This is a genomic window from Huijunlia imazamoxiresistens, assembly GCF_037132455.1.
Classification (GTDB): Bacteria; Bacteroidota; Bacteroidia; order Chitinophagales; family Chitinophagaceae; genus Flavisolibacter; species Flavisolibacter imazamoxiresistens.
Genome location: NZ_JBBBEI010000054.1, coordinates 1 through 12,823, shown reverse-complemented (window position 1 = coordinate 12,823; position 12,823 = coordinate 1). Strand labels below are relative to the sequence as shown.

The window sequence follows — 12,823 nt, the reverse complement described above, 5'->3', positions numbered from 1 at the left end:
ACAGAGAAGTTAAGCCCCTTCTGGCCGATGGTACTGCATTTAGTTGCGGGAGAGTAGGTAGCTGCCATATTTATTCAACAAAAGCCTTTTCTTCGGAAGAGGCTTTTGTCGTTTATAGCCTTTCTCTTTTAAGGCCTTCCTGATTATTATCCTTGCTCTATCTCCATCTGCCCGTAGAGCTCTAATCCAATTCTAATCTCCGGCTAATTGCACAGGTACACTGTTTGTTGCCGCCTAATGTGCCTGATCGTATCCGGCACCCCTCACTATCACCCTTAAAATCCCATATGCCATGAAACCTATTCGGCTTCTTACATTTCCGTGCCCCTCCTGTTCGCCCGGCATCCTACACCTTTAATCCTACCCTCCGTCCCCTGTTGCCAACAGGCCAGAAGTATGTTTTACCCTTTCGGATTTCCTTCACCCCTTAAATATTCAAACCATGAAAAGCTGTACACTCTTTGCCCTGTGCACAACTGTGTTCCTTGCTTTGCGCCCTTCGGCCCATGCGGCCCCCGAGGCGGCTCCCACTGTGATCAGCATCAACCGGCAGGCGCCGGCAACCTCCATCACCAGCGCCACTGCGGTCACCTTCCGCGTGACCTTTTCCGAAAAAGTATCCGGCGTGGATGCCTCCGATTTTACCGCCACCCCTCTGAGCGGCAACGTCCGCGGCTCGCTCGCCCTGCTGGCCAATGAGCCGGTGGGCACCGAAGCGGTCGAAGCCGTGGTCCGCGTCAATGGCTCCACTTACGATGTCACCGTCCGTGCACTGGCCGGCAACGGCCTCCTGCGTCTCGACCTGAACGCAAGTGGTACCGGCATCAAAGACGACAGCGGCAACGCCATCAGCAGCGGCTATACCTCGGGCCAGACCTACAGCATCCAGCCCTCGGGCTTGGGCTTCGCTTCCTTCAATGATATCGCTCCCCTTCCCATTTCGTCGCATACGGCCGACAAGCCGCAGGCCAAGGTGTGGACCTATGACGGCAAATGGTGGTCGGTGCTGCCCACTTCCGACGGCACCAAGATCTTCCGACTGGACGGCACCTCCTGGACGGACGTGCTCACCCTGGTCAGCAGCAGCAACTGTAAGGCGGATGTACAGGCCGTGGGCAACGTGGTGCACATCCTGCTGTTCCGTGGCGGCGGTAACAGCTCCTACCTGGTATCGGCCGAATACGATGCCACGGCAGGCACCTACAGGCTGTGGCGGCAAAGGAGCTCCCGCGTTACCCTGAAGTTCGAGACCAGTTGCGAAACGGCCACCATGGCCCTCGACGGAGCCGGCCGGATGTGGGTGGCCTGGGACCGGGCCGACACTATCAACGTTCGCTGGAGCGATGCGCCCTATTCCACCTGGAGCGCCACCATCCCCGTTGCCTCCGATATCCGCGACGACGATATTTGCGCCATTGCCGCCCTGCCCGGCAAGATCGGCGTGCTCTGGTCGAACCAGAGCTCCAAGCGCTTTGGCTTCCGTACCCACGCCGACGGGGCAGACCCCTCCGTATGGTCGGCCGACGAAGTGCCCTCCTCCCAGTCGGCCCTGGACGAAGGCTACGGCATGGCGGATGATCACCTGAATATGAAAGTGGCCAGCGACGGCACCCTGTACTGCGGTGTAAAAACCGGCTACGATACACCGGGGCTGCCGAAGCTGTCGCTGCTGGTGCGCCGCCCCTCCGGTACCTGGGATAATCTCTATCCCGTAACGGCCAATGAAGGGACGCGCCCCTTCGTGTTGCTGAACGAGGCGGCCGGCAAGCTGAAGGTGGTGTACGCTTCCGAAGAGGGCGGCGGGGATATCCTGTACCGGGAAACCGCCCTGTCCACTATCTCGTTCGGTCCGCCCATTACCCTGATGAGCGGCCACTATGATTTCAATTATGTCACCAGTACCCACCAGAGCTATGGTTCGGACATCGTGGTGATCGCGACCGACCAGGTGACCAGTCCCCGCCAGGCCGTGTCGGTGCGGGGCACGGATGATGCCGCCCCCGTCAGCGCCGCACCCCTCTATGCGCCGGAGGTGGCTGCAGAAGTCTTTAAAGCGGCTCCCGCAGTCGCCGGATCGTTGCAGGCCGCTCCTGCTGCCTTCTCCGCCTCCACCCGGGTGACCTTTGCGCTGCCCGAAGAAGGCGCCTACTCCGTGGTGCTGTACGACGGCAGGGGCGTAAAACTGTCCGTGCTCCGCCGGGGCAGGGCTGCCGCCGGCCTGCCGCAGCAACTGACCCTGGACGGCTCGGCACTCTCGGCCGGTATCTACTTCCTGCGGCTGGAAACCGCCGGCGGTGTGCGTACGGTAAAAGTTGTTAAGAGATAAGCCCCCTCCCGGCCTTCCCTACCGGGGGAGGCCGGGAGGCTTTACGAAAATACCCCTCATTTTTAGGAGAATATACACCCCGGTACCGCGGAACCTTTGGTAATTTGCCGCCTGGACTGGGTCTGCCTTCCGGGCCCCAATGAAAGCGAGAACATGTATAAAAACCTCCTGTTAACGACCATGCTGCTTGCCGCACTGGCGGCCGGTGCCCAGAAAGCACCCGAAGAAAAAGAAAAAGCCAAAAATTCCGGCCGGGCCGGCGCCACCATCGTTGCCGTCGACAGCGGCTGGGCCGCCAACTCCGTCAATGCGGTGGTGTTCCGCAAAAATTCCCTCGTCAGCTTTGGCGACACCCAGTTCATTTCCTTTTACAACAGCGGCCGCTACCTGGTGCTGGGAAAAAGAAAGCTCGGTACTACCAGCTGGCAGCTGCAGCAGACGCCCTACCGGGGTAATACCGCCGACGCCCACAATACCATTTCCATGATGGTGGACGACGAAGGCTACCTGCACCTTTCCTGGGACCACCACAACAACCCCCTGCGCTATGCCCGCAGTGTAGCGCCCGGCTCCCTGCAGCTGGGGGAGAAGATGCCCATGACCGGCCGGCAGGAAACCAAGGTTTCGTATCCCGAGTTTTATAAAGTGCCCGGCGGCCTGCTGTTCCTCTACCGCGATGGCGGCTCGGGCCAGGGCAACCTGGTGGTGAACCGCTACGATACGAAAACAAAGGCCTGGACCCAGCTCCACAGCAACCTCGTCGATGGTGAAGGCCGGCGCAACGCCTACTGGCAGGCCTGCGTGGACGGCAAGGGCGTCCTGCACCTCTCCTGGGTGTGGCGCGAGAGCCCGGATGTGGCTTCCAACCACGACCTCTGCTATGCCCGTTCGGGGGACGGCGGCATTTCCTGGGAAAAGTCGACCGGCGAAGCCTACCGCCTGCCCATTACCGCTGCCAGCGCCGAGGTGGCCTGCGCCATCCCGCCCAAAAGCGAGCTGATCAACCAGACCTCGATGGTTGCCGATGCCGCCGGCCATCCCTACATTGCCACCTATTGGCGCGAGCAGGGTTCCGCCGTGCCCCAGTACCACCTGGTGTTCAAAGCCGGCGATAAGTGGCAGGCACAGGACCTGGGCTTCCGTTCCACTCCCTTCAGCCTGAGCGGCACGGGCAGCAAGGCCATTCCCATCGCCCGGCCCCAGATCATTGCCTGGAAGCGGGGCCGGAAGCTGGCCGCCGGCCTTATCTTCCGTGACGAGGAGCGGGGCAGCAAAGTATCCATCGCCCTGAACCCCAACCTCTCCCGGCGCCGCTGGACGGTCAAAGACCTGAGCGCCGGCTCCGTGGGCTCCTGGGAACCTACGTACGATACTGAGCTGTGGAAGGCCAAAGGCCGACTGCACCTGTTTGTGCAAAACGTGGTGCAGGTGGATGCCGAAGGGATATCGAATACGCCGCCGCAACCCGTAAACGTCCTGGAATGGACCCCTCGTTTTTAATTTCCAACCGACTTGTTTAAACTGATGATAAAGACTATGAAGATGCGTTTTTTCAGTGCGATTGTAACCCTGGCCGTTCTGCTGGCGGCCTGCACGGGGCAGAAGAAAGCCCGCCCGTCCGCGCCGGCCACCTCCAGGCAGCAGGTGCTGGACATCATCCACCAGGTCAACCGCTACTGGCAGGCCCAGAAAGCGCCCACCGAGCGGGCTTTCTGGGACGTGGCCGCCTACCATACCGGCAACATGGAAGCGTATTTCCTGACCCGCAAAGAGGAGTATCGCAAATATTCCGAAGCCTGGGCCGAACACAACCAGTGGAAGGGCGCCAAATCGGACAACAAGGCCGAATGGAAACACACCTATGGCGAAAAGGACGACTACGTGCTGTTCGGCGACTGGCAGATCTGTTTCCAGACCTATGTGGACCTGTACAGCCTGGACAAGGACCCCAAAAAGATCGCCCGTGCCCGCGAGGTGATGGAGTACGAGATGAGCACGCCGCAGCACCACTACTGGTGGTGGGCCGACGGCCTGTATATGGTGATGCCCGTGATGACGAAGCTCTATAAAGTGACCGGCAATCCCTTATACCTGGAAAAACTGCATAAATACTTCCTGTTTGCCGACAGCATCATGTACGACCGGGACGAACAGCTGTATTTCCGGGATGCCAAGTACGTTTTCCCAAAACACAAAAGCACCAATGGTAAAAAAGATTTCTGGGCCCGCGGCGACGGCTGGATCCTGGCCGGCCTGGCCAAGGTATTGGCGGATCTGCCGCAGAATGATGCCCACCGCGAGCTGTACATCAGCCGCTACAAGGGCATTGCCGAAGCCGTCAAAAAGGCGCAGCAGCCCGAAGGCTACTGGACCCGCTCCCTCCTGGACCCCGCCCATGCGCCCGGCCCGGAGACCAGCGGCACCGCCTTTTTTACCTATGGCTTGCTCTGGGGCCTCAACCACGGCCTTCTGGATGCCAAAGAATACGGGCCGGTAGTGCAAAAGAGCTGGGACTACCTGGCTAAAGTGGCCCTGCAGCCCGACGGCAGGGTGGGCTACGTGCAGCCGATCGGCGAGCGGGCCATCCCCGGCCAGGTGGTGGACAAAAACTCCACGGCCAACTTCGGCGTGGGCGCCTTTTTGCTGGCTGCCTGCGAAATGTACCGCTACCTGGATAAGCGGTAGGAGGGAATTGGTTAATTTGTTCATTGGGTATCAGGGTTCCTGCCGGCAGGGACCCTTTCCTGTTTTAAGGGGTTCCGGGCACGGTCTTTTCAGGCTACCTTTATAGAAACAGTCAATTTTTGGGAGATGCCAGAAGAGAAAAAGCTGGCCTGGATCCAGCAGGCGCTGGACTGGGCCTATGACAAGGCGGTATTCGGTACGGGCATAGCCGATTCGGCCATTGTCCTGGCCGACGATTTTCGCAAAAAGCACGACCTGCCGGAGCAGGCCATTGACAAGCTCATCAGGTGGCAGTCGGCCATGTGCGCCACCTCGGGTTTTGTGACGGGCCTGGGCGGGCTGATCACGCTGCCGCTGACCATCCCGGCCAACGTGTCGAGCGTGCTGTTCCTGCAGCTGCGGATGATCGCCGCCATTGCCATGATCCGGGGCTATGATCCGAAGACCGAGCCGGTAAAATCCCTGGCTATTGTATGCCTGGCCGGCAGTGCGGCCGGGGAGATCCTGAAAGGCGTAGGCATCCGGGTAGGGGAGAAGGTCACGGAGTCGGTCATCCAGAAGATCAGCACCCAGGCGATCGCCCGGATCAACCGGGCCGTGGGGTTTCGTTTGCTGTCGAAGTTTGGCAGCGATGGCGTCATCAACATAGGCAAGGCTATCCCGCTGGTGGGCAGCGTAGTGGGCGGTGCTTTTGACGCCTCTTCGACGTTGATCATCGGCAAGACCGCCAAAAGCACCTTTGCATCCTGAGCGCGTACACGCAGTTGCCCCACAGCCGCACCGGGTTGCCGTTATTGTCCTTCGGGGAAGTCGGCGCCCAGGGTCAGGTCCTTCCAGGCAGTGAAATTCGCTTTCAGTTCTTCCACCTTTTGCAATGCCAGGGTATAGGCCACCTTCCCCAACAGCAGGCGGGGGAGCGGTTCGTTGGCTTCCACGGCGGTGATAATAGCTGCGCAGCCGCGGACCGGGTCGCCGGGCTGGTTGCCGCTGATCTGCTCCAGGCCGGCCATGCGGGCACCCACGGTGGGCCGGTAATCTTCAATTTGCACCGGTGTGCGGGAAAGGGACCGGCCGGCCCAGTCGGTCCGGAAGGGCCCCGGTTCCACCAGCAGCACGTTGATGCCCAGGGGAGCCACTTCCTTGGCCAGCGCTTCGGACAGGCCTTCCACCGCGAACTTGGTGGCGTGGTAGTAGCCGGTAGCGGCAAGGCCCACCAGGCCGCTGATGGAGGAGAAGTTGACGATATGGCCGCTCCGCCGCTGCCGCATGCCGGGCAGTACCGCCTGGGTCATCTGCACCAGCCCGAACACATTGGTTTCAAACTGCGCCCGGATCTTTTCGTCCTCGCCTTCCTCTATGCTGCTGAAGTAGCCATAGCCGGCATTGTTCACCAGCACGTCGATCCGGCCAAAGGTTGCTTCCGCCTGCGCCACGGCTGCGGCAATTTGTGCTTTGTCCGTCACGTCCAGCGGCAGTGCCAGGGCCGTTTGCCCGTAGCCTTCCGCCAGGTCGTTCACCTGCTCCACCTTCCGGGCAGTGACCACGACCTTATATCCCTTGGTTAATAACAGTTTTGCCAGCTCCCGGCCAAAGCCCGTGGAGCAGCCGGTAATGAACCATACTTTGCTATCGGTATTTGTGGAGGGTGTCGCTTGTTCCATATTGATCTCAGTTTTTTCCAGGCCTTACGGTATAAAGATAAGGCAGGAAGCAAGGCCGGCAGGCGGGGAGCCGGGGAAAACGGTGGGCTGCCGCGGGCATGGAATAACCGCCCCTGCCCGTCATTCACTATATTAGTGCAGGAGAAGAGACGAATGAAAAGGGAAGCCTCCATAAAGGATTACTATTTCCGGATCAACAGGAGCATTGATTACATCAAGATGAATCTTCATGAGGATTTGTCACTGGACAGGCTGGCGCGTCAATCGAACTTTTCCCCGTTCCATTTCCACCGCATTTTTAAGTCCGTAACCGGCCTGGCCCTGAACAGCTTTATTATCCGGGCCCGCATCGAGCGGTCCCTTTTTTTCCTGGAGCACCATCCTGCAAAGCCTGTCCGCGAGATCGCATGGGAATGTGGGTTTAAGGATGTCTCTTCCTTTTCGAGGAGTTTTAAAGACGTAATAAAGCTAAGTGCCACCCAATGGCGGGCGGACCGTCAATCCAGCAAGATTTGCAAACAGGACAGCAAGACCTGCCAGCTTCCTGCAACAACGGGAAACTACCTTGTTTTCAAATTAAATCAACGCAAAATGATGAACGAAAGCAAGGAAACCCGGGTAGACATCAGGGTTACCCAACTCCCCGAACTCCATGTGGCTTATGTGCGCAACCTGGAGGTGCATATCCATGACAGTGTCATTTTTGGGGGCATGTTTGACCTGTTATTTGGATGGGCGGGCCCCAGGGGCTTCATTAATTTTCCACAAACCCAGGCATTGACCGTCTACCGGAGTAACCCGGGGCCAGCGGGCAAGGTGCAGGCCGATGTCTGTATCACCGTGCCGGAAGGAACAGCCGGTGAGGGGCTCATCGGCACTACCGCCATCAGCGGCGGACTCTATGCAGTGGTGCACAAGGAAGCGACATTGGATGAATGTTTTACCACCTGGGACTACATCTTTGATGTGTGGCTGGAACAAAACGGCTACCAGCCCGACCATCGCAATTTTTACGTCAACCATTTGAATGATGCCAAAACGCACCCGCAAAACCTGCATATTTTCGAGATGTGCATTCCCATAAAGCCGTTGTAACCCGGGATGGCGTTACAGGGCGGAAGGGTTGATGCCGTAGGCCTGCTTGAAGGCATAGGAAAAGTGCGAAAGATTCTCGAAGCCTACATCCAGGTAGACGTCGGAGGGTTTTTCGCCTTTTTCCTTTATTAGGAAATACGCTTCCTGCAGGCGCTTTTGCTTCAGCCATTGCCCCGGGGATATTTTGAAAACCTTTTCAAAATCCCTTTTAAAGCCCGCCCGGCTCCTGCCGGTGAGGCGGGCAAAGGAATCTACAGAGACGTTGAACCGGTAGTTTTGCAGCATGAAGGCTTCCAGGTCGATCTTATGCGGTTCCCCGAAGTGGAACAGCACTTCCTCCAGGGCCGGGTTCACCGTAAGCAGCAGTTCAATGGCTTCTTTGGTTTTTAATTCCGTAAGCACCGGTGTGAGCCGGTCGGGCTGGTCGAAATAAGGCTGCAGGGATTGAAAGTAGCCGGTAATGAAGGGGTCGGCCGGGAATCCGTAAACCCCTTCCTGGTAATATTTGCCGGGCGGAGGTACCGTATGCGCCGCACTGTACGGGCGCAGGATGTCGGCGGACAGAAAAATATTGATGGTGCGGAACTCGCCCCCGGGTGCCGGAAGCTTGGTCGTTTTTACCAGCTGGTTGCGCCGGACCAGCGCCATCGTTCCCGCCGGTACCACCTTTGTTCCGGCTGCAGTGGTAAAATGGATCTCGCCCGATAACACGTATACGAGGGCATGTACCTGGACGAATTGTTCGGAGCTGCGTTGCCGGCTGCTGCCGCAGGCGTACAGGATGTTATCGACCGAGATCCGTTGATAGCTCTGCTCCATTTTGCTTAGTTTATCTTCAGGTAACTGTGCAAGCGCTCGTCCAGCTCGCGGTCCGAAAGCTGTTTGCGTAGCGACAATACTTCTTCGGCCAGGTAGCCGGCTGCGTACCTTGTTTGGGGTTGCGCTGCGGTGATGGCTTCCCGGATCAGTTCCGCAATGACGCCCGGATCGGCAAACGCATTTTCGCCCATATTTGTGCGCCGCAGGGCATAGCGTTCGACCATCTGCCGGTAGCGGCCTTTCCCGGATACTTTCACTAAATTGTCCACTGCGATGCCGGCCCATTCCGATTGGATGCCGCCGGGTTCGATGACGACCACGTCCACGCCGTATTGTTTGACTTCGTTGCGCAGGCTGTCGCTGAGCGCCTCCAGTGCAAATTTACTGGCATGGTACCAGGAACCCAGCGCCAAAGCCACTTTCCCGCCCACCGAAGAAATGTTGATGATCCTTCCAAACCTGTGTTCGATCATGGCGGGCAGTACCAGTTGCGTGAGGCGGGCGGTGCCAAATACGTTGACTTCCATCTGGTACCGGGCCTCTGCCATCGGCATTTCTTCAAAGGCGCCGTAAGAGCCAAAGCCGGCATTGTTGATCAGCACATCGATCCGGCCTTCCGTTTTTAGGATATGGTTCACGGCTTCGGTCATCGATTGTTCCTCGGTAACGTCCAGGGCAAGCACTTTTACGCCCAAAGCCTGCAGGTCTGCCATTTTTTCCACCCGGCGGGCAGCGCCATAGACCACATGACCATCCTGTAACAACTGTTTTGCGGTTTCCTTGCCAATGCCGGAAGAGGCTCCGGTGATCAATACTACTTTGCTCATGTTTGATTGTTTTAGTACAGCAAAGTTCTCCCAGCCAGAATTTTTTGGGTTTGTTGCAGGGTTCAATTATACTTTGTTGTGCGGCTCATTCGGGTATGTCTATATTCCTGAAGCACAAGTCGAATTCATGGGAAGGCGACATCTTGAGTTGACGCAGTTGAACTTTATCCTTTGAATCGTTCATTGTTGTGGTATTTTAAAAACACTTCATCCGGTAAAAAGCGGGAGGGGAGGATGATTTTCTGATAGTCATATTTTTTAAAATAAGCCTCGGTGTGCGGGTCATCCTGCTTCATTAATAGGGATGATATCCTAATTGTATATTCAGGTGTAATGGTTAAATGTCCCGATTCAAACGCTTTATCATGCAACGCATTTATGGCAATCCCATTTCTTGGGTTTAACCTGTTCTGTTCATCTGCACTCCAGGGACGAATATGACTGGCTATAAGAAATTCAGCCTGTTGCATACCCGTGATACAGCAGGTGCTGTTATAGGAAGCCAGGATCGCATTACGGAAAAAAGATTGATTTACCCTGGCCTTGATCACCTGTTCTCTTACTTTTCCTTCTTTGGGTAAATCCGTTTCCGGTATTTGGTTTAATTGTTCAATAGAAGTATGTTCCAATTGAGCTAATAACTTCTCGCTTTCATAAGGCAAGATGTCCCAATGATTATAGAATTCGTTCCAAATTTGTTTATCAAGGTTGCTGGCGTTTGAAGCTCCCTTTATGCCCCTGGCTTTTAAACTTGGATCCAGTGAAGCAAAGTTCACAAGCTTCAGGGCGATGGAGCTGGGCGTCCTGCCTAATAAATTGGCAAGATGGATGATTTCGGGATTGTTTTTGTGCAGGCGGCCAAAGGGAAGCTTGCAATAAAGGTTTATTGCTAAGATCAATTCTTCCCTAGTCCAAAGTTTCTGCCCGGGCTTCATGGTTACTTAATTTGGATCGACAAAAGTCTTCATTTTAAGGTTTTAAATTTTGCCGCCCTGGAATTCTTTTCCCCGATTTTTAGAGTTTTGGCAGGATATAAATTTCTATATCTTGCCAAAACCCTGAAAAAATGGAGGTTTTGGCAAGATATGCGTTTCTATAATGTGCCAAAACTTCCTTCGGGCAGGAACTGGAGGGGTGTTTATTACTTATTCACTTTCAAGTAGCGGCTGGCGAATTGTATAAAGGAAGGCCAGTTGGGGCCGACGGTATGGCCCCCGCTGTGCTGGCGGAAAGCAATATCGCCATTTGTCAGACCTGTTTCAATGGCGGGCATCACGCTAGTGCCCAGGTCTTTTTTTCCCAACAGCCGGTAAACCGGGCCGGCGTGCACACCTCCAAGGAACAGGCCGCGGCCATCGATCCAGTTGCCCTCTACCTGGGGCGAACCCACGCTGATGAAGACCGGCCGCGGGGCGCAAAGAGCGATCAGCTCGTGCCCGTCCACCGGCATATCATTAGGTGTCAGCGGGCCGGCATATTTGATGAAATTACCTGCAAACCAATGGTATTCCGCCGAAGAAGCCAGGTTCTCCACCTGCTCGCCGAACTGCCGGCGCAAAATTTTTACGCCCCCGGCTCCCGACGAACCGATAAAGCCGATGGCAAAGCGGCTGTCATACGCCATGGCAACGGCAGCGGCCTTGCCGTAGCGGGATAGGCCTTCAATCCCTACCTGCTTTGCATCCACCGCTTTGTCGGTCTCGAAGTAATCCAGGGCGCGGCTGGCACCCCAGGCCCAGGCACGCAGGGCGCCCCAATCGTCGGGCTTACGCGGCTGCCCTTTATTCACCAGCCCGATAATGCCGCTTGTGAGCCCGGCCCCGTTGTCGGCCTGGTAGCTGGTGGGCACCAGCACGGCACATCCCCAGCCTTTTTGCAGCAGTTGCTCCTTCCAGCCGGGACCTTGAGGCGTGCCGGCCGGCGGCTCGGGCATCCGGAAACCGGGAGGGAATACAAAGCCGAATTCCATAATTACCGGTACAGGTCCGCGGGCATGCACCGGAGTGGTGAGGGTCAGCTGGATGTCCACGGTAAGGGCGGGATAAGCGGAATTGTCCACGTGGCCCACCAGCTTTTTGGTTACCGCAGGAATGCCGCCGACCGTATCGGTGGACGTAGCGGTCACTTCCCATTTTACGCCCGGAACGTTTTTAGGTACGCGGCCGTAAATCTCCCGGTCAAAGTCTTCGACGATCTCGGGGCGGCGCTGCTGCCACCAGGTTTTTGGGGAGGTAACCTTTTTCCCGTTTTTGAGGAGTAAGGGATCGGGCAAAGTAGAGTAGGGAGAGGCTTTGGCTTCGTCGGCATTGGCGGCATTGGGTGCCTGGGGGTTGCCGGAAGGGCCGGGGCGCAGCCCGGTGATGCCCAACGTGGCCATCATCCGCTGGTGGTCTTGTTCCGAGAGCCTGCGGATGCTGTCCATTGTTGCTTGCCGGTTTGATTGGGCATGAACTGCAGTAAGGGACAGGAAAGGAATTAAAAGGGAAAATGCTTTTTTCATATGTCAGTTTTGTTTGCAGGGTTTGATAAAGAATTCGTTAGTCGTTAGATAATGGTTTTTATGGAAGCCTTGGGAGGTTTTGATTTGAATGTTTCCTACAGGTGCCGAAGAGACTGTTTGTTCTTTTGCCTTGATGCAAAAGAACCAAAAGATCAAGCCGGGCCCGATGCTCCGCCGGCCCGGCCGGCCCACGCACAATGGGGGCACATCCATTATTTGCCTCGAATATTTCCGGTTCTTCGAAGAGTTCGGCGTGCCAAGGGCAAAGCGTAAAGGCGCTGCATTTAGCCTAATCATTCTTTACAACAGAACCAGACGTTAGGTCCGGCTAAATGAGGCGCGTGACCCTCAAGTTTTTCCAGGCTCGTGCATTTTTTTACTTCACAGGCATGGGCGCTGCCCATGTTTCTTCGATTGCTGTTTGTGCTACCAACAGGTTTGGGCTACGCCCAAGCGATATCGCTGGATGAATTTTTTTTACAAAGGGTAAATGGTTAAAGTATCTGTTTTTATCAGGCCATAAGGAACTTGAGGGTCACGCGCCTCATTCCGCCGGACCTAACGTTTCTTGCTGCTTTAATGACTGGTAAGGCGGAATGCAGCGCCTTCACGCTTTGGTAATTGCACGCCGAACTCTTCGAAGAGCCGGAAATGTGCAAGGCAAAAAATGGATGTGCCCCCATTGTGCGTGGGCCGGCCGGGCCGGCGGAGCATCGGGCCCGGCTTGATCTTTTGGTTCTTTTGCATCAAGGCAAAAGAACAAACAGTCTCTTCGGTACCTGTAGGAAACATTCAAATCAAAACCTCCCAAGGCTTCCAACATAAAAAAACGTTCATGAGTGTCCGGTAAATTTTATGGTCAGTTCTTTGAAATGCTTTAGGGACAAGGGTTTGAAGGGTGTTGGCAACG

At 56.2% G+C, this 12,823-nt stretch carries 10 protein-coding genes; 5 read left to right on the top strand and 5 right to left on the bottom strand.

The genetic code is table 11. The annotated features are described in order from the left end of the window. Positions 1–442 precede the first annotated feature (442 nt). The 4 genes from V9K67_RS26415 to V9K67_RS26400 all read left to right on the top strand — a co-directional run bounded on the left by V9K67_RS26415 (position 443) and on the right by V9K67_RS26400 (position 5,761). Entirely contained in the window at positions 443–2,326 is a 1,884-nt protein-coding gene (locus tag V9K67_RS26415; RefSeq protein ID WP_336728023.1) for a T9SS type A sorting domain-containing protein, read from the top strand. Between the two features lie 153 nt (positions 2,327–2,479). Continuing rightward, positions 2,480–3,826, top strand: coding sequence for a BNR repeat-containing protein (locus V9K67_RS26410; protein WP_336728022.1), 1,347 nt, complete (start codon positions 2,480–2,482; stop codon positions 3,824–3,826). Between the two features lie 36 nt (positions 3,827–3,862). Then, the gene (locus V9K67_RS26405; protein WP_336728020.1) at positions 3,863–5,011 is read left to right on the top strand and encodes a glycoside hydrolase family 88/105 protein; all 1,149 of its coding nucleotides are present in this window, start codon (positions 3,863–3,865) and stop codon (positions 5,009–5,011) included. A gap of 126 nt (positions 5,012–5,137) precedes the next feature. Beyond that, positions 5,138–5,761 carry an EcsC family protein gene (locus tag V9K67_RS26400; protein WP_336728018.1) on the top strand — a complete coding sequence of 208 codons (624 nt, stop codon included), beginning with the start codon at positions 5,138–5,140 and terminating at the stop codon, positions 5,759–5,761. Positions 5,762–5,802: 41 nt separating this feature from the next. Here V9K67_RS26400 and V9K67_RS26395 read toward each other — a convergent pair whose 3' ends face one another. Then, positions 5,803–6,672 carry an oxidoreductase gene (locus V9K67_RS26395; protein WP_336728016.1) on the bottom strand — a complete coding sequence of 290 codons (870 nt, stop codon included), beginning with the start codon at positions 6,670–6,672 and terminating at the stop codon, positions 5,803–5,805. Between the two features lie 153 nt (positions 6,673–6,825). Between V9K67_RS26395 and V9K67_RS26390 the strand changes: the two genes are divergently transcribed. Beyond that, a complete protein-coding gene (locus V9K67_RS26390) occupies positions 6,826–7,767 on the top strand; it encodes an AraC family transcriptional regulator (protein WP_336728014.1) in 942 nt (313 codons plus the stop codon). 12 nt (positions 7,768–7,779) lie between these two features. Here the strand turns inward: V9K67_RS26390 and V9K67_RS26385 are convergent, their stop codons facing one another. The 4 genes from V9K67_RS26385 to V9K67_RS26370 all read right to left on the bottom strand — a co-directional run bounded on the left by V9K67_RS26385 (position 7,780) and on the right by V9K67_RS26370 (position 11,835). After that, the gene (locus tag V9K67_RS26385) at positions 7,780–8,586 is read right to left on the bottom strand and encodes a helix-turn-helix domain-containing protein (protein ID WP_336728011.1); all 807 of its coding nucleotides are present in this window, start codon (positions 8,584–8,586) and stop codon (positions 7,780–7,782) included. Between the two features lie 5 nt (positions 8,587–8,591). After that, positions 8,592–9,413: an oxidoreductase gene (locus V9K67_RS26380; protein WP_336728009.1), complete on the bottom strand. Its 822-nt coding sequence runs from the start codon at positions 9,411–9,413 to the stop codon at positions 8,592–8,594. A 164-nt stretch (positions 9,414–9,577) separates the two neighbouring features. Continuing rightward, entirely contained in the window at positions 9,578–10,348 is a 771-nt protein-coding gene (locus V9K67_RS26375) for an HNH endonuclease (protein ID WP_336728007.1), read from the bottom strand. Between the two features lie 206 nt (positions 10,349–10,554). Then, positions 10,555–11,835 (bottom strand): glucuronyl esterase domain-containing protein, encoded by a 1,281-nt coding sequence (locus tag V9K67_RS26370; RefSeq protein WP_336728005.1) that lies wholly within the window; start codon positions 11,833–11,835, stop codon positions 10,555–10,557. Positions 11,836–12,823 lie beyond the last annotated feature (988 nt).